Source organism: [Erwinia] mediterraneensis (genome assembly GCF_900604315.1).
GTDB lineage: Bacteria > Pseudomonadota > Gammaproteobacteria > Enterobacterales > Enterobacteriaceae > Pantoea > Pantoea mediterraneensis_A.
Window position 1 is genome coordinate 3,527,194 of record NZ_LR026978.1, and the last position, 17,794, is coordinate 3,544,987.

A 17,794-nucleotide genomic window follows, 5' to 3' on the forward strand; every position below is an offset into this window, starting at 1 on the left:
CCCTCTCGATCCAACAAGGAGTCAGTAATGAACAACGTCAAAACCGGCATTATCTGGTTAGCTGTGGCGTTACTCGGTGCCTTTGCGTTTGCCATGCTGGCAATCAGTCGGGGCGAACAGGTGAATGCTGTGTGGCTGGTGATCGCCGCGGTTGCCTGTTACAGCATCGCCTACCGTTTCTACAGCCTGTTTATTTCCCGCAAGATATTCGAACTGGACGATCGGCGGCGTACGCCAGCAGAACGTTATAATGACGGACTCGACTACGTGCCCACCAATAAGTGGGTGTTGTTTGGTCACCACTTTGCTGCGATTGCCGGCGCCGGGCCGCTGGTCGGGCCGATTCTGGCGGCGCAGATGGGCTTTCTGCCCGGCACCATCTGGATTCTGGTCGGTGTGATGTTCGCCGGTGCGGTACAGGATTTTCTGGTGCTGTTTATCTCTACCCGGCGTGACGGACGCTCTCTCGGTGAGATGGCCCGCCAGGAACTCGGGCCCTTTGCCGGGGTTATTACCATGCTGGGCGCGCTGGGGGTGATGATTATTATTCTCTCGGCGCTGGCGCTGGTGGTCGTGAAAGCGCTGGCTGACAGTCCCTGGGGCCTGTTCACTATCGCGGCGACGCTGCCTATTGCGTTATTCATGGGCATTTACATGCGTTTTCTGCGACCCGGAAAAATCGCCGAGGTATCCATTATCGGTTTCGTACTGATGATGGCGGCGATTATCTACGGCGGCGATATTGCGCAGCATCCCTACTGGGGCCCTTTCTTTACCCTGAAAGGCACCACCCTTACCTGGGTGCTGGTGATTTATGGCTTTGTGGCCTCGGTGCTGCCGGTCTGGTTGCTGCTGGCCCCGCGTGATTATCTTTCCACCTTCCTGAAAATCGGCGTGATTATCGGCCTCGCCATTGGCATTGTGTTTGCCATGCCGGATCTGAAAATGCCCGCCGTGACGCGCTTTATTGACGGCAGCGGTCCGGTGTTCTCCGGTGCGCTCTTCCCCTTCCTGTTTATCACTATCGCCTGTGGCGCTATCTCGGGCTTTCATGCCCTGGTGTCCAGCGGCACGACGCCTAAACTGGTGGAGCGTGAAAGCCATACCCGCTTTATCGGCTACGGCGCGATGCTGATGGAGTCCTTTGTGGCGATCATGGCGCTGATTTGCGCCTCGGTGATCGATCCCGGCGTTTACTTTGCCATGAACGCCCCGGCCGCCGTGATTGGCTCTACGGTGGAAAACGCCGCGCAGGTCATTAACGGCTGGGGCTTTGTGGTCACGCCGGAAATGTTGAGCACCATTGCGCGCGACGTGGGAGAAAGTTCGGTGCTTTCCCGCGCCGGGGGCGCGCCCACGTTTGCCGTGGGCATGGCGCACATTATTACCGATGTGTTTAACAGCCGCGCGATGATGGCATTCTGGTATCACTTTGCCATTCTGTTTGAAGCGCTGTTCATTCTGACCGCAGTGGATGCCGGTACCCGCGCCTGTCGCTTTATGGTGCAGGATTTGGTTGGCACCGTGGTGCCTGCGCTGGCGAACAACCGCTCCTGGATCGGCAATATGGCGGGTACCACCGTCGCCGTCGCCGGCTGGGGCTTTTTCGTCTATCAGGGCGTCGTGGATCCGCTGGGCGGCATCAATACCCTGTGGCCGCTGTTTGGTATCGGTAACCAGATGCTGGCGTCCATGGCGCTGATCCTGGGCACCGTGGTGCTGTTTAAAATGAAAAAACAGCGCTACGCCTGGGTTACGGTGTTGCCGACCCTCTGGCTGTTTGTCACCTCGATGACAGCGGGCTGGCAGAAGATCTTTCATGAAAAACCCGCCATCGGCTTTCTGGCACAGGCGAATAAGTTCAGCAAGGGCGTGGAACAAGGCGTGATTATTGCCCCGGCCAAAAGCATGGCGGATATGCAGACCATTATCCTCAGCAATCAGATCAACGCGATTTTGTGCGGGTTCTTTATGCTGGTCGCGGTAACGATGCTTATCGCCGCCTTTTTTGTTATCCGCCGGGCGCTGAAGAGCAATGTCCCCACTATCCACGAAGCCGAAGTTTCTTTACGGGAAGAGGTGCGCCATGTCTGATGCCATTCGTCGCGCCGTGCTACCTGACAGCCTCGGTGCCATCCGCAGCTGCCGCCCGCTGTTTGCTGCGCCTGCTCCGCAGTTTTCCTGGCGGGCGCTGTGGCGTGGATTGCAACGATCGTTTCGCCTGATGGTTGGCGTGCAGGATTATCAAAATTACCTGCAGCATATGCGTACCCATCATCCAGACCAGACGCCGATGGATGAACGCGCCTTTCACCGCTACTGCCTTGAAGCGCGCTTTCCCGGTAAAGCGGGCAAGCTGGGAAAATGTCCGTGCTGAGATCCGAAGCCCTGCACAGCGGGGCTTTTTTCATCATTTTTCGCGGAAAGAAAAAATAAATTCAACAGGCTGCTTGTACTGAAGCTGGTTTGATGAATACTGTTGCTAAATAATAACATAACCCCTGCAGAGCATTTCTCCGGAGGAAGTTTTCATGACCGATGAACAAGGGCAATCGATGTTGTATACCTTGTTTGGTACCACCAGCCCTTACTGGCGTCTTACCGCGGACAGTGATGCTCTGCATCTGGCAGAAAATGAGAACGCACATATTAATCTTGCCGTGCCGCTGACACCTCCACAGGCCAGTCTGCTGCGTGCCATGACCGTGATTACGTCCAGCATCAACCTGACTCTTTCGCTGCACGGCGAGCCGGTAGCGATGCACTTTGTCGGCCGCAAGGTCAATCAGTCGAGCTGGGCTGGCACCGCCTCCGCCTGGGGCGATACCTCCTCGGTAGCGCGCGACCTGACGCTCGGACTCTCTTTTGCCGAACAGGTGGTATCAGAAGCCAATTCGGTGATTGTTATTCTCGATCAGCGCGGCAATATCCAGCGCTTCAATCGGCTGAGTGAAGAGTATACCGGCCTGAAAGAGCAGGAAGTGATTGGCCGTAATGTGTTTCAGCTGTTTATGACGCGCAAAGAAGCGAGTGCGTCACGGCGCAACATTGCCGGCTTTTTCCGCGACGGTAACTCCTACGAAGTGGAACGCTGGATTAAAACCAAAAAAGGTCAACGTCTGTTTCTGTTTCGTAATAAGTTTGTCCACAGCGGCAGCGGGAAAAATGAAATTTTCTTAATCTGTTCCGGAACCGATATTACTGAAGAGCGACGGGCGCAGGAGCGTTTGCGGGTACTGGCTAACACCGATACCGTCACCGGTTTGCCTAATCGCAACGCCATTCATCAGCAAATCAGCCTGGCCCTGGAGAAAGCAGGCCTGCAGGAAACCGGGGTGGTTTATCTCGATCTGGACAACTTTAAGAAGGTCAATGACGCCTACGGCCATATGTTTGGCGACCAGCTGTTGCAGGCAGTGTCGCTGGCGATCCTCAGCTGCCTTGAGAAAAACCAGACCCTCGCCCGTCTGGGCGGCGATGAATTTGTGGTGCTGGCCGAGCAGACCAGTCAGGCAGCGCTGGAAGCGATGGCCGCACGCATTCTGGAGCGTCTGCGCCAGCCGTTCCGCATTGGTCTGATTGAAGTTTACAGCGGCTGCTCCATCGGCGTGGCTCTCGCCCCGGCCCACGGGACCGATCGCGAAAGCCTGATCCGCAATGCCGATACCGCGATGTACCACGCCAAAGAGAATGGCCGCGGCCGTTTTTGCGTATTCGCCAGCGAAATGAATCAGCGCGTCTTTGAGTATCTGTGGCTGGATACTAACCTGCGCAAGGCGCTGGAGCAGGATCAACTGATCGTATACTACCAGCCAAAAGTCGATCGTGATGGCAAGGTGCGCAGTGCCGAGGCGCTGGTACGCTGGCATTCACCGGAGCGCGGTCTGGTGCCGCCGGGCGACTTTATCTCCTATGCCGAAGAGTCAGGGCTGATCGTCCCCCTTGGCCGCTGGGTGATGCTCAATGTTCTGCAGCAAATTTTGCAGTGGCGACACGAAGGCATCGATCTGCGCGTGGCAGTAAACGTCTCGCCGCGTCAGCTGATCGATCAAAGCATTTACAGCGATCTGAAACAGGCGATGGCGGAGAGCGATCTGGTGTGCTGCCCGATCGATATAGAACTTACGGAAAGCTGTCTGATTGAGAACGAATCCCAGGCGCTGATGTTGATGAAACAGTTTCAGGATCTGGGCGCTCAGGTGCATCTGGATGACTTCGGCACCGGCTATTCGTCGTTGTCGCAGCTGGCGCGCGTACCGATCAATGCCATCAAGCTGGATCAGAGCTTTATCCGTAACGTGAATGAGCAACCCGTTTCGCAGTCACTGGTACGGGCGATTGTGGCGGTCGCCAGGGCCCTCGATCTGCAGGTGATCGCCGAAGGCATTGAAACCGAGTCTGAGGAGGAGTTTGTGCTTAACAGCGGTGTGGATGGCCGTCAGGGCTATTACTACGCGAAGCCAATGCCCGCCGAACAGTTCGGGCATTGGCTGACTAAGCATCCTGCCCGCGTTTAATCTCGCTGGTCAGAATTAGCCGACTTTACGCAACGTAGCGCTGTGTCGGTTTTGTAACTGTACCAGGCGTTCCATATAAGCAATGTCTTTCGGCTCCAGCGTAAAGGCGTAATCGACCCAGTCCTCGGTGATGTCCATCAGCTCGGCGCGGGAGAGTTGCAGTACCCGCTGACGGGCTTTTAACATCGCCCGTATGCCGTTCAGTTTAGGACGTAAGGTATCAATGAATGTGCGCGTGGCGCGATAACTCTCCCCTGGCTGGAACACTTTATCCACCAGTCCGCGCGCTTCGTACCATTCGGCGCTGTGCGACTCCCCTTCGCAAATCAGCTCCTCCGCCAGTTTCATGCCGGCCCGGCGCGCCACCAGTGAGTAGCCGCCCATGCCGGGAAACAGGTTAAAGGCGATTTCCGGAAAGCCCATGCGCGCATTGTTTTGCGCCAGGATGAAGTGATGCGCCAGCGCGGCCTCAAAACCACCGCCCAGCGCGCTGCCTTCAATCATCGCCAGCGTCACCGCCCCGGTATCGAACCCCTTTGCCGCCGAATGGATGCAGTCCACGCAGGCGCGGGCATAAGCGCGCAAGGCTTCGCGACGCCCGTTGCGAATGCACTCGACAAAAAAGCGCAGATCACCGCCGGCATTAAACATCTGCGGCACCAGCGAACCGGTAACCCAGAAATCGATCGGCAAACCAGAACGCTGTGCGGCATAGCTCAGGTTCATGATCTCTTCGATCAACTCATGGTTGAAACTGGGGCGTGGTTGCGCCTGCAGCATCATCCACATGGTTTTGCGTCCTTCTTCATAATAAGCGACAAGCTGGCTGGTTTTTCCCGCTTCGGTGAACAGTCTGCAGGTTGGCTGATTAATTACTGACATAGTCTCTATCCTCTGTTTATTTGATGCGTTCTACGCCACATCAGCGTAATCCAGAGTGAGGCCATACCAAATGAGAGTTTGATTTCTAAAGTAAATTACAGAGATATTCCCGACGGGGTTGCCGGGAATTAATTAGCAGGCTTACTTGATAGCCGCGCGCTGGCCGACAGACAGATGAGCGCGCTTTACGCGTCGGGAATAGAGGGCGGTAATAATCGGCACCAGCACCGACGTCACAATCACCGAAGTGGCCACCAGCGCAGTCGCCGCCGGCGCCATCGGCTTAAACTGCGGGATCATTTCGGCAATCAGGACCGGCGTAGCCACCGCCGCCCCGGCGGTACTGGATGCGGCAATGCCCGCCGTACCATCTCCGCCGCCGATCAGTCGATCGGCAATTATCAGCGGAATACCGGTGATCACGATCACCGCCAGGCCCAGCAAAATTCCCGGCATACCGGTTTGCGCGATTACCGACAGATCAATGGTGTTACCCAGCGCGAAGGCGAAAAACGGAATCAGGGTATGCACCGCTTTAGCGAAAAATTCGCGCAGTTCCGGATCGAGATTCCCCAGGGTAAAGCCCACCAGGAAGGGTAATACTGCCCCGATGAAAAGATGTGGCTCAAAGGAGGCGATGCCGGCAGTGCCGAGGATCACCATGGTCATTAACGGCCCCGACTCCAGCGACATCAGCACAAAGGCCCCCGCCTCTTCACGGCTGCCGTACTGCTGCATGATCGAGGCATATAATCCGCCGTTGGTCATGTCCATGGCGGCAACCAGCGCCATGGTAGAGAGACCGGCGAACATGCCCACTTCGATGCCATTCTCTGGCATTACCCGTGCTGCGATGGCGGCAACTACCCAGGCCACGGCAATTTTGGTGATGACCAGCGTCCCCGATTTACGCAGTACCACGCCGGTTGCGCTGAGCTTAATCGACGCGCCCATACAGAAGAACCAGACCGCCAGAATTGGCACCGTGCCGCTAATCAGACCATTGGTAAAGGAGCCAAAATATTTCCCCGCATCGGGAGAAAAGGTATGGCACAGAGCACCGATGAATAATGGTACCAGCATCATGCCGCCGGGAAGTTTATCTATCGCACGCTTGATATGCATAATGGTGTCACCTTTGCTGATCCAGAGGAGATTGCGTTAGGGATGCCCGCAGGCAAGACCAGCAAAATAGCGAGAGTACGCAAAGAAAAAAGTGATCTCAGCTTAAACTTGAAATGCTGTTTTATTTTTATATATACATTGTTTCATTACTTTGGCCTGCGTCGCCATACCAGTGACAAAGGGTGCCCAGGGGCGCCCTTTGTGGTAAGCCGCGGCGCAGAAAGAATTAACGCTGTCCGTACCAGGCGTTTTTGCCATGTTTACGCTGATAGTGCAGATCCAGCAGGCTCTGCTGTATCGGCGGCAAATCAGCCCGCAACTGCTGCGTATAAAGCGCCATATAAGCCACCTCTTCCAGCACCACCGCGCTGTGCACTGCCGCCTGCGCATCGCTACCCCAGGCAAAGGGGCCGTGAGAATTGACCAGCGCAGCAGGAATACTTTCCGGTGAGAGCTCTCGTGTGGTGAAGGTTTCAATAATCACCTGACCGGTATTCCACTCATAGTTGTGGTGGATCTCCTCATCGCGCATGGCGCGTGTGCAGGGAATCTCGCCATAGAAATCATCGGCATGGGTAGTGCCCCAGGCGGGAAGCGCGCGACCCGCCTGTGCCCAGATGGTGGCATGGCGGGAATGGGTATGGACAATTCCGCCGATTTGCGGCCAGGCGAGATAGAGAGCGCGGTGGGTTGCCGTATCTGATGAAGGTCTTCTGTTCCCTTCGATAATGTTGCCGCTTTCCAGTTCAACCACCACCATATCGTCGCGTTGCATCTTATCGTAAGCAAGCCCGGAAGGTTTGATGACCAGCAACCCGCGCTCACGGTCTACCGCACTGACGTTACCCCAGGTAAAAGTGACCAACTGATAACGCGGTAAATCGAGATTCGCTTCCAGTACCTGCTGTTTAAGATCTTCCAGCATAAACATATTCTCCTGATCGAAGTTATCAGGTGATTTTGCGGACCGGCAGTGAAAATCGTTATGGAGGGATTGGCTGGAAAAGCAGCAGAATATGGCTGTGTGTGAAAATATGTGGCGCGAATTAAGAGTTTTCTACCTTTGTAACCGCAGCGTAAAGTTTAAACTTGTCTCAGGCAATCAGCGGATCTGTTTAGCAGGCCGCGCACGATGGCTGTTCACCCGCCCGGAACTGAAGCGCCCAGGATGCCCCGCTTACTGCGTACGTCACGGAAGAGAAGTGACGCCGACTCAGCGGGTGAAGAAAATCAGAGCAAACCACCTATACTGAAGGTGTTGCCTCTGCGAATAACTAAGGAGAAGTTTATGACAACAACGATGAAACGTATCACTGCAACAGTACTGGCTACCACGCTGGTAGTCGCCCTGAGCGGCTGTTCTAACTGGTCCAAACGTGACCGTAACACCGCTATCGGTGCTGGCGCAGGCGCTATCGGCGGCTCTGTACTGACCAACGGCAGCGCGTTAGGAACGGTTGGCGGTGCAGCGGTAGGCGGCATTATTGGTCATCAGGTTCATTAATGACCGATCAGCAATAAGAATAATTTTCGGCTTTACGCAGCGCATCTACCTGTCATCGGGCCACAGAGTGGCCCGCTCTTTTGTTAACCGCCCGCGAGTTTGACTTTCATCCCTTTCGCTTCCAGCAAACTTTTCAGCAGATCGCGCTTGTCGCCCTGAATTTCAATCACGCCCTCTTTCACCGCGCCGCCACATCCGCACTTTTTCTTCAACTCAGCAGCCAGCTTGTCCAGGGCAACGTCATCCAGATCAATACCACTGATCAGACATACTCCTTTGCCTTTGCGCCCGCTGGTCTGACGCTGAATACGTACGATACCGTCACCTTTCGGGCGTTCGGCTTTTGCCTGCGGCTGTTCAATACGGCCGCTCTCAGTTGAGTAGACGAGAGGATTGTCCTGCGCCATCAGGCCTCCTGTAAGCTGGCAAGAATGTTGTGCAGCGTTGCTGCCGGATCGGCGGACTGAGTAATCGGCCGGCCAATTACCATATAGTCGACGCCCGCCTGTTTTGCCTGCTGTGGCGTCATAATGCGACGCTGATCACCCGCCTCGCTGCCTGCCGGACGAATACCCGGCGTAACCAGCGCAAAGGCGTCGCCCAGCTGCTGTTTAAAGCGGGCTGCTTCCTGTGCCGAGCAGACCACGCCATCGAGGCCACAACGCTGCGCCAGGCGCGCCAGGCGTTCCGCCTGCTCAGCGGGCGTGATCGTAATACCGAGATCCTTCAGGTCATCGGCATCCATGCTGGTCAGCACTGTTACCGCTATCAGCAATGGCGCATCTTTGCCATAGGGCACCAGCGCTTCGCGCGCCGCTTCCATCATGCGCGCCCCGCCGCTGGCGTGGACATTTACCATCCAGACGCCGAGTTCTGCCGCTGCGGCTACCGCATGGGCAGTGGTATTGGGAATATCATGAAATTTGAGATCAAGGAAAATGTCAAAACCGCGCGCCTGCAGCGTTTTAACCAACGACGGACCAAACAGCGTGAACATTTCTTTACCCACTTTCAACCGGCAGCTTTGCGGGTCGATACGATCAACAAAAGCCAGCGCGCGGTTCAGATCGGCGTAATCCAGCGCCACCAGAACGGGAGAAGGGGTCAGGGCGTGAGAAGACATTAACAATTCCTCGGCAGTGCGCACCCGGTGCAGGCGCGATTGACAAACGGCAAGCATTCTACCTGCCGTCAGGGATAGCTGCCACTTCTTCATCTTCTGCCAGACTTTTCAGTGCACTCTGGTGCAGGTTGGCAGGTTAATTTCTTATGGGTATGTTGTAACTATAAACACCTCTGTCAGCAGACCGGGCAGATGGCCACTACTGGCCATCCAGTCCACGAATCGGTTTCACTGATGACCAGGCGCGACAGGAGGGACAATGCCAGTACAGCGCATGGGCCGTAAAGCCACATTTCTGACAGCGGTAACGCGGTTTGGTACGAATCTGCTCGCCTACCATATCGCGCAGCACCATCAGGCTCTCTTTCGCCCGACCATCCTCTGCTTCGTGCAGGTGGAAATCCATCAGGCGATGGAAAACGCGCATGGTAGGATGACGCTGCAGCTGACGGTTAATGTAATTTTGCGCCGCCTCTGCACCCTCCTGTTGCTCAATAATATCGGCCAGATAGAGTTCGGCCGCAGCACCGGTGTTTTCTTCCACACAGCGCTGCAGAAAGTGGGTCCAGGCGTCCGCCTGATTAAGTCGCTGATAGCAGGTTTGCAGCATCGGCAGCGTTTCGCTCACCAGCTCTTTGTCCTGTTCCAGCACACGCTGCAGGCGATCAACCGCTCTGGCATTGTCACCCTGCTCCATCAGGATCCGTCCCATCATGATCGAGATACGCGCGCTTTGCCGATCGGCCGCCTCGCCTTTTTTCAGCAGCCCCATCGCACGGTCAAGGTCGTCGCTGCTGATCGCCTGCAGCGCCAGCTCACAATAAAAATGGGCAATTTCACCCTTTTGCTTATCCTGACCCAGCTTCACCAGCCGCTCCGCTACTTCGATAGCCTGTTGCCAGTCGCTGGTGGCCTGATGGATCAGCAGCAGCTGTTGCAGCGCGCCGATACGGAAGTCTGTTTCGTCCGTCAGCTGGTTAAACATATCTTCGGCGCGGTCGTACAGGCCCGCAGCCATATAGTCGCGCCCCAGCTGCTGCACCGCCAGTAAGCGCTGCTCATAGTTCAGCGAGGCGCTTTCCATTAACGCCTGATGAATGCGGATAGCGCGGTCCACTTCTCCACGCGAACGGAACAGGTTACCCAGCGTCAGGTGCGCTTCCACCGTGCCGCTGTCCTCTTTCAACATATCGAGAAAAAGATCGACCGCTTTGTCCTGCTGGTTAGAGAGGAGAAAGTTCACTCCGGCCACATATTCGCGGGAAAGGCGGTTCGCTTCCTGTTGCTTACCTTGTTGCGCGCTGCGACGGCCCATATACCAGCCGTAAACCGCCGCAACAGGCAGTAACAGAAACAGCAATTCAAGCATCCAGATTATTCCCTGCTGGCAGGCACGTTTGCAGACGAGACGGTATTGCCCTGCTCAATCTGCGCCTGCAGGCGCTTTACTTTGCGCTGTGCATGGGCCAGCGACACGCGAACCCGCAGCCAGAACAGACCGCAAATCGCCCAGCCGAGCAGAAAGCCAGCACCAAAGAGCGCTGCCAGCAGCGTAGAGATACGGAATTCGCCCTGCGCCAGCAGATAATTGAAGGTAATGATCTGATCGTTATGTGCACCCAGGGTGACAGAGATGATGAAGATGACCAAAACCACTAAAAAAATCAGCAAATATTTCACAGTGCATCCTGTTGTGAGGTTATCCAGATGAATTATGCCAAAAACGGGGCCAGGATACTGCTCCCTGACAGCAATGTTATACCGGTAATGTCTACAATATGGGGATCAATGAGCGCTTTACAATCATCATTGCCGTTCCCGTATCTCCTGATGTTCGGCAGGCGGCACCGTGAGCGGGCCACAGAAACGCTGCGCCAGCGAGATAGCTACGGTTACCAGCAACCAGGCGATCAGGGTCGCCACCGCTAAATCCTGCGGCCAGTGCATGCCCAGCAGCAGACGACTCTCCATCACCAGCGCGGCCCAGATAAACAGGATGACGACAGTTTTAACATGCCGACGCGACCAGAGTAAGCCAATCGCCAGTAACGCCCAGCTGGCCGCAAACAATGTATGACCGGAGGGAAACGCGTAGCCGGTTTCAAAGGCCCAGTGCTGTTTCAGCCAGTCGGGCAATTGCGTATCGCCCGCCAGCAGCATGGCAACCTGCTCACTACGTTGCTGGCGCTCGAGCTGATAAAAAGCCTGTTGATTGATGCCATGATGTTGTTCCAGCCAGAGCACATAGGGGCGCGACTCCTGCACCTGCTCTTTAATCCAGGATTTGGTGTACTGCCCGGTCAGAATTGCGCCGTTCATGATAATCAGCAACAGGATCGCGGGCTTGAGACGAAAGCGCAGGCACCATAACACCCAGCCACTCAGCAGCACGCTGGTGATAATGCCCCAGGGGCGGGTTACGGTTTCCGTCATGATAAAAAAGAATTTCAGCACCGGGCCCGGGCTGTCGTCTGGCTGCCATTGCCAGCCAGAGAGCCAGAAAGCGGTTGGCGTGATAAGCAGTAATAGTGCGCCGAAGGTGGTACATTGAGCGATTTTAAACATCCTTTTCCCCTTTTACTGCTGCGCCTGTCTGCTGCCTGGCATAACTTTAGCTTGAAAAATAATAACATAACTCTTGCAGTCTGGATAATTGTGCTTTATCACTGCAATCGCTCTGACAGATTAACAGCCCTGTTGCCGGTTATGGCACAATAATGTCTGATTTGTCAGGCCACGCTGGCCTGTGCGCTACCATGATGATAGCGCATCCTCTGAAGGTTCTGGAGAGTCACATGCAGCTTAAACGGGTGGCAGAAGCCAAACTGCCAACGCCATGGGGAGATTTCCTCATGGTAGGTTTTGAAGAACTGGCAACGGGTCACGATCATGTTGCGCTGGTTTACGGGGATATCACCGATAATCTGCCGGTACTGGCGCGCGTTCACTCGGAGTGTCTGACTGGCGATGCGCTGTTCAGCCTGCGCTGTGACTGCGGTTTTCAACTGGAGGCCGCGCTGACGGCTATCGCTGAAGAAGGACGTGGGGTGTTACTGTACCATCGGCAGGAAGGGCGCAATATTGGTCTGCTGAACAAGATCCGCGCTTATGCCTTACAGGACAAAGGTTACGATACGGTAGAGGCTAACCATCAGCTGGGCTTTGCCGCTGACGAGCGCGACTTTACCCTGTGTGCCGATATGTTCAAACTGCTGGGGATCAACGAGGTACGCCTGTTGACCAATAATCCGCGCAAAGTGGAGATCCTCAGCGAGGCCGGGATCAATATTGTTGAGCGTGTGCCGCTGATTGTGGGGCGTAATCCAAAAAATGCGCACTATCTGGATACTAAAGCCGCCAAAATGGGGCATCTGTTACCGAGAGAATAAAAAATAAAGCCGGGTTTCCCCGGCTTTGCTTTCAGGTGAGCATATTGCGTATTACATAATGTAAGATGCCATCGTTACGGTAATAGGTCAGTTCATTACCGGTATCGATGCGACAACGGGTTTCCAGCGTTTCCGATTCCCCACCCGGCCGGGTCAGCGTTACTTTCACGCGGCAACCCGGCGTCAGATCGGTCAGGTTCTCCACATCGATGCGCTCTTCCCCTGTCAGCCCCAGCGTTTTACGCGTGACGCCTTGCGGGAATTCCAGCGGCAGTATGCCCATCCCGATCAGGTTTGAACGGTGAATACGTTCAAAGGATTCCGCAATCACCACACGAACCCCCTGCAAACGCGGGCCTTTCGCCGCCCAGTCACGGCTGGAGCCTGAGCCATATTCTTTACCGGCGATAACCGCCAGCGGGACGCCCTCTTCCTGATATTTCATCGCCGCATCATAGATGGCCAGTTGTTCGCCGCTGGGATAATGTCGGGTATATCCTCCCTCTACTCCCGGTACCATTTCATTGCGGATACGGATATTGGCGAAGGTGCCTCGCATCATCACCTCATGGTTACCACGGCGCGAACCGTACGAGTTAAAGTCGTTGCGCTCTACCCCGTGCGCCAGCAGATAGCGTCCGGCCGGGCTTTCCGCTTTGATACTGCCTGCCGGAGAAATATGGTCCGTGGTGACCGAGTCGCCCAGCATCGCCAGAATGCGCGCGCCGCGGATGTCCTGCACCGGCTTCGGCTCTTTTTCCATATCATCAAAGAACGGCGAGAGACGAATATAGGTGGATCCTTCGTCCCAGTCGTAGGTAGCGGCCTCGCTGACCTTAATCGCCTGCCATTCCGGCGTACCGTCAAAGACTTCAGAATACTCTTTGTGGAACATGTCGCTGGTCACCATTTGCACTGCATCGGCGATCTCTTCTGGCGTTGGCCAGATATCCTTCAGCCAGACCGGCTTACCTGTTGGATCCTTACCGATCGGATCCGTTTGCAGATTGATCTTCATATTTCCTGCCAGTGCATAGGCGACCACCAGCGGCGGCGACGCCAGCCAGTTAGTTTTGACCAGCGGATGAATACGCCCTTCAAAGTTGCGGTTGCCGGAAAGCACCGCGCCGACAGTGAGATCGCCCTCTTTAATCGCACTTTCGATATTATCCGGTAACGGGCCGGAGTTACCGATACAGGTAGTACAGCCATAGCCCACCAGGTTAAAGCCCAGCTTATCCAGATAAGGCGTCAGGCGCGCCACGGCAAGGTAATCGGATACCACTTTCGAGCCAGGCGCCAGAGAGGCTTTCACCCAGGGCTTGCGCTTCAGGCCAAGGTTGACCGCTTTTTTCGCCAGCAAGCCAGCGGCCATCAGCACGCTCGGGTTCGAGGTATTGGTACAGGAGGTAATTGCCGAAATCACCACTGCCCCATCTTCCAGTTCATGGGTCAGTCCGGTATCGCTGTCGATATAGCTCACCGTTTTATGAGCTTTTTGCGCTTGATTCACTTCCAGCTCATTACTGGCATCAAAAGCCGCGGGCACGTCAGCCAGGGAAACGCGATCCTGCGGACGTTTTGGTCCCGCCAGGCTCGATTCCACCTCAGCCATATCCAGCGCCAGCGTACTGGTGAAAATCGGCTCCTCGCCCGGGTTACGCCATAGCCCCTGCGCTTTGGCATAGGCCTCCACCAGTTCCACCTGCCCGGCATCGCGTCCGGTCAATGTCATATAAGCGATGGTCACTTCATCTACCGGGAAGAAACCACAGGTCGCGCCATACTCAGGCGCCATGTTGGCAATGGTCGCGCGATCCGCCAGCGGCAGATCCGCCAGGCCGTCACCGTAAAACTCAACAAATTTCCCGACCACGCCATGTTTACGCAGCATTTGCGTGACGGTCAGTACCAGGTCGGTTGCCGTGATACCGGGACGTAATTTACCCGTCAGCTTAAAGCCTACGACATCGGGGATCAGCATTGAGACCGGCTGGCCCAGCATGGCCGCCTCGGCCTCGATACCACCAACCCCCCAACCCAGCACGCCCAGCGCATTAATCATCGTGGTATGCGAGTCGGTACCGACCAGCGTATCGGGATAAGCGACAATGCTGCCGTCCGACTGGCTGTCGTACCAGACCGATTTACCCAGGTATTCAAGGTTCACCTGATGGCAGATGCCAGTGCCGGGCGGCACCACGCGGAATTTATTAAAGGCTTTTTGTCCCCAGCGCAGGAACACGTAGCGCTCGTGGTTACGATCCATCTCCAGACGGACATTCTCTTCAAACGCGTCGTCGTCACCGAAGCGGTCAACGGTAACCGAGTGGTCAATCACCAGATCGACCGGCGACAAGGGGTTCACTTTCTCAACATTACCGCCCAGGCGTTTTACGGCTTCACGCATGGCAGCAAGATCCACCACTGCCGGTACGCCGGTAAAGTCCTGCATCAGAACGCGTGCCGGACGATAAGCAATTTCACGATCAGCATGACCCTGTTGCTGCCAGTCAACCAGCGCCTGAATATCTTCGGTGGTGACGGAATCGCCATCCTGCCAGCGCAACAGATTTTCCAGCAGAACTTTCATGGATTTAGGTAAACGATCAATATTTCCGAGCTGTTGAGCAGCGCGAGGCAAACTGTAGAAGTGGTATTTTTGTGTCTTCACCTCCAGTGTGTCCTGACTCTGCTCGCGTAGGGTAGACGACATAGCTCCTCCTTTTTATCGTAATCTGGCTAACCTCAGCGGGAAAAAGGTTTATGTTAAAGATAGACCACAATCTTATTAACGTTTTTATTACAACACGAATGAACACATGCGATTGAATACAAAATGCCCCGCAACAGGCGAGGCATTTTGTGTTAACCGAGGAGGGGCAGGCTCAGAGAAGGATTAAGGCAGCGGCAGCCCAAAAGGTGAATGAGAAAGCGTATGCACTGAACCAGGATATTTTTATGATATTCATAAGTTACACTCCTGCCGCATGACGGCTGATAAAAACCACAGACCGTGCCCAACCCAGGGTTGAGTACACCATTTTTATGCTGAGTGTTTAGAAGCGCTTTTTATCGGCCTGCCAGGATGACGGGCTAATGAGCGTCAGAAAGAGATCGTGATCAAATAAAACAGATTATCTGCGTTATTTTTGTTTAGCGTCCAGAAAAGATTCAATGAAGTGACGCTGGTTTTCATTCAGCTCCCAGGAATCGGGAATCATCACTTTTTCATCTTTTCCTCTGGACTCATTGCTCTTACACGAACGTGTACTGAGCTGACGAGCAGATAACGGATGTTTACGACTGAGAGTATTTGCCCACATGGCTTAACCCCACATACGCCAAATCATGAATGCGACTACTACCCAAAAAAGTGCCGAAGCAGCAAAGATGGTTAACCAGGCCTTGCGACGGAGGTTACCCGTACGTTTCGCCTTAGCACTTTTCGCCCGGAAATCAGGTTGTACAGTTATTCTCGTAGCCATAGTTTATGATAATCACTCTCAATAAAACGATTGATAACATCGATTAAGATTTAGGACGAATCCTAAACACATTAAGACCAAAAATCCAGTTATTTTTATTGAGCTCAACGATTAAGGCTATTTATCAAACGTGGCGCAAAGCATCAAAAAATATTACTGCCAGATACTTTTCAACCACCCAAAATAATGCTACTTAAATTTGGCTTAAGTTAAATTTAGATCCAGTGATAATTAAAGCCTCCTTCTTAACACCCCATATTAGCGGCCTTTGTGGTATGTCTTAATCAGAGTATGGGAATAATCCTGGCAGGCTGCAAAGCGGGAAACGAAAAAATGTGTACTGTTTCTCATTTAACTAATAACAATAGAGAAACATGTGAGCCATGTTTCATTTATAAGAAAAGAAAGGCAACTTTTAATCTAATGTTGGCTCTAAAGAAAGCCCAATAAAAAGGGCCGCAAAGGCGGCCCGGCGGGAAACTGTTAGTTAAGCAATCATTTAAACGGAAGCTTAATATCCTTAAACATCGCTTCAATATCCTCATTTGAGCGTAACGCCACCGCCGTATCGACCACATCGCGCGTAAGATGCGCAGCGAAGCGCTGAATAAAATCATACATATAGCTGCGCAGAAAGGTACTACGGCGAAAGCCAATCTTGGTAGTGCTGTTGGTAAAAATTTCCGAAGCTTCAATACGCACCAAATCGGGATCGGATACCGGATCGACCGCCATACTGGCGATAACCCCGACCCCTAACCCCAGCCGTACATAGGTTTTAATGACATCGGCATCGGTCGCGGTGAAAACAATGCGCGGCGTTAATCCTGCCCGGTTAAAGGCAGTATCCAGTTCAGAACGACCGGTAAAGCCAAAGGTGTAGGTGACGATCGGATATTCTGCCAGTTCATCAATAGTGACCTGCCCTTTTCCGGCCAGTGGATGGTCAGGCGTCACCACGATCGCGCGGTTCCAGTGATAGCAAGGCAGCATGATCAGGTCGTCATAGAGATGTAACGCCTCTGTTGCGATAGCGAAGTCCGCATTACCTTTGGAGACCGCTTCCGCAATCTGCGTGGGAGATCCCTGATGCATGTGCAGAGAAACGCGCGGATAGCGTTCAATAAACCCTTTGATCACGCCCGGCAAGGCATAGCGCGCCTGGGTGTGCGTCGTCGCAACGTAGAGTGAACCTTTATCAGGCCAGGTATGTTCGCCAGCCACTGACTTTATCGCATCGACCTTCGACAATACTTCACGTGCAATACGGATAATCTCTTCGCCAGCAGGCGTGACCTGCGTCAGATGCTTTCCGCTGCGGGCGAAAATTTGTACGCCCAGTTCATCCTCCAGCATACGCACCTGTTTGCTGATACCTGGCTGCGAAGTATAAAGGCCTTCTGCTGTCGAAGAGACATTAAGATTGTGATTCACCACTTCGACGATGTAGCGCAACTGCTGCAGTTTCATAATGTTCCGTCCCGGTAAGGCTATGGTGCCGCAAGCCCCTGGGTAACGGAGCTGCGATACAGATGAGATGAGGCGTTAAGAAGGCGCGTAACGCTATAACTACTATATCATCACCTTCCTGAGAGTAGAACATTTCGTTATAAGGCAGTAAAAATCCGCCTTCATAGAAGGCGGCTTTGATTGTACCCCATAGGGGTGTACCAAAAACCTTAAAAAGCAGTTTCTGCCTGTTCCGTAAGATTCAAATCCAGAGACGATACGGCAGAGCCAAAAACTTATTGATGACCACGCCCGCA

Annotated in this window: 17 protein-coding genes; 5 read left to right on the forward strand and 12 right to left on the reverse strand. The window is 54.2% G+C overall.

Going from position 1 to position 17,794, the window contains the following annotated elements; genetic code table 11:
- Positions 1 to 27: 27 nt before the first annotated feature.
- From E0E17_RS16600 to pdeR, 3 genes are all read left to right on the forward strand, one after another.
- Positions 28 to 2,094 carry a carbon starvation CstA family protein gene (locus E0E17_RS16600; protein ID WP_130835101.1) on the forward strand — a complete coding sequence of 689 codons (2,067 nt, stop codon included), beginning with the start codon at positions 28 to 30 and terminating at the stop codon, positions 2,092 to 2,094.
- A complete protein-coding gene (locus tag E0E17_RS16605; RefSeq protein ID WP_130835102.1) occupies positions 2,087 to 2,377 on the forward strand; it encodes a YbdD/YjiX family protein in 291 nt (96 codons plus the stop codon). The genes E0E17_RS16600 and E0E17_RS16605 overlap by 8 nt, the downstream gene beginning before the upstream one ends.
- A gap of 154 nt (positions 2,378 to 2,531) precedes the next feature.
- Positions 2,532 to 4,517 (forward strand): cyclic di-GMP phosphodiesterase, encoded by a 1,986-nt coding sequence (gene pdeR, locus E0E17_RS16610; protein WP_130835103.1) that lies wholly within the window; start codon positions 2,532 to 2,534, stop codon positions 4,515 to 4,517.
- A 15-nt stretch (positions 4,518 to 4,532) separates the two neighbouring features.
- On the opposite strand, the gene E0E17_RS16615 is transcribed toward pdeR, so the two are convergent.
- From E0E17_RS16615 to araD, 3 genes are all read right to left on the reverse strand, one after another.
- Positions 4,533 to 5,399, reverse strand: coding sequence for a crotonase/enoyl-CoA hydratase family protein (locus E0E17_RS16615; protein ID WP_130835104.1), 867 nt, complete (start codon positions 5,397 to 5,399; stop codon positions 4,533 to 4,535).
- A 141-nt stretch (positions 5,400 to 5,540) separates the two neighbouring features.
- Positions 5,541 to 6,524: a 2-keto-3-deoxygluconate transporter gene (kdgT, locus tag E0E17_RS16620; protein ID WP_130835105.1), complete on the reverse strand. Its 984-nt coding sequence runs from the start codon at positions 6,522 to 6,524 to the stop codon at positions 5,541 to 5,543.
- Positions 6,525 to 6,750: 226 nt separating this feature from the next.
- Complete coding sequence (araD, locus tag E0E17_RS16625; protein WP_130835106.1) at positions 6,751 to 7,449, reverse strand: L-ribulose-5-phosphate 4-epimerase; 699 nt, start codon at positions 7,447 to 7,449, stop codon at positions 6,751 to 6,753.
- 363 nt (positions 7,450 to 7,812) lie between these two features.
- Here araD and osmB point away from each other — a divergent pair, with 363 nt between their 5' ends.
- A complete protein-coding gene (gene osmB / locus E0E17_RS16630) occupies positions 7,813 to 8,028 on the forward strand; it encodes an osmotically-inducible lipoprotein OsmB (RefSeq protein WP_130835107.1) in 216 nt (71 codons plus the stop codon).
- Positions 8,029 to 8,111: 83 nt separating this feature from the next.
- On the opposite strand, the gene yciH is transcribed toward osmB, so the two are convergent.
- The 5 genes from yciH to pgpB form a co-directional block, all read right to left on the reverse strand.
- A complete protein-coding gene (gene yciH / locus E0E17_RS16635) occupies positions 8,112 to 8,435 on the reverse strand; it encodes a stress response translation initiation inhibitor YciH (RefSeq protein WP_130835108.1) in 324 nt (107 codons plus the stop codon).
- Positions 8,435 to 9,151, reverse strand: a complete 717-nt coding sequence (pyrF, locus tag E0E17_RS16640) for an orotidine-5'-phosphate decarboxylase (protein ID WP_207302062.1) — start codon at positions 9,149 to 9,151, stop codon at positions 8,435 to 8,437. The genes yciH and pyrF overlap by 1 nt, the downstream gene beginning before the upstream one ends.
- A 199-nt stretch (positions 9,152 to 9,350) precedes the next feature.
- Positions 9,351 to 10,520, reverse strand: a complete 1,170-nt coding sequence (lapB, locus tag E0E17_RS16645; protein ID WP_130835109.1) for a lipopolysaccharide assembly protein LapB — start codon at positions 10,518 to 10,520, stop codon at positions 9,351 to 9,353.
- A 5-nt stretch (positions 10,521 to 10,525) separates the two neighbouring features.
- Positions 10,526 to 10,831, reverse strand: coding sequence for a LapA family protein (locus E0E17_RS16650; protein WP_130835110.1), 306 nt, complete (start codon positions 10,829 to 10,831; stop codon positions 10,526 to 10,528).
- 126 nt (positions 10,832 to 10,957) lie between these two features.
- Positions 10,958 to 11,716, reverse strand: a complete 759-nt coding sequence (gene pgpB, locus E0E17_RS16655; protein WP_130835111.1) for a phosphatidylglycerophosphatase B — start codon at positions 11,714 to 11,716, stop codon at positions 10,958 to 10,960.
- A gap of 230 nt (positions 11,717 to 11,946) precedes the next feature.
- Between pgpB and ribA the strand changes: the two genes are divergently transcribed.
- Positions 11,947 to 12,540, forward strand: a complete 594-nt coding sequence (gene ribA / locus E0E17_RS16660; protein ID WP_130835112.1) for a GTP cyclohydrolase II — start codon at positions 11,947 to 11,949, stop codon at positions 12,538 to 12,540.
- 31 nt (positions 12,541 to 12,571) lie between these two features.
- Here ribA and acnA read toward each other — a convergent pair whose 3' ends face one another.
- The 4 genes from acnA to cysB form a co-directional block, all read right to left on the reverse strand.
- Complete coding sequence (gene acnA, locus E0E17_RS16665) at positions 12,572 to 15,256, reverse strand: aconitate hydratase AcnA (RefSeq protein ID WP_130835113.1); 2,685 nt, start codon at positions 15,254 to 15,256, stop codon at positions 12,572 to 12,574.
- Between the two features lie 430 nt (positions 15,257 to 15,686).
- Complete coding sequence (locus E0E17_RS20690) at positions 15,687 to 15,866, reverse strand: YciX family protein (protein ID WP_130835114.1); 180 nt, start codon at positions 15,864 to 15,866, stop codon at positions 15,687 to 15,689.
- A 3-nt stretch (positions 15,867 to 15,869) separates the two neighbouring features.
- Positions 15,870 to 16,028, reverse strand: a complete 159-nt coding sequence (locus tag E0E17_RS16675; protein WP_130835115.1) for a YmiA family putative membrane protein — start codon at positions 16,026 to 16,028, stop codon at positions 15,870 to 15,872.
- 495 nt (positions 16,029 to 16,523) lie between these two features.
- Positions 16,524 to 17,498 carry an HTH-type transcriptional regulator CysB gene (cysB, locus tag E0E17_RS16680; protein WP_130835116.1) on the reverse strand — a complete coding sequence of 325 codons (975 nt, stop codon included), beginning with the start codon at positions 17,496 to 17,498 and terminating at the stop codon, positions 16,524 to 16,526.
- Between the last annotated feature and the right edge of the window lie 296 nt (positions 17,499 to 17,794).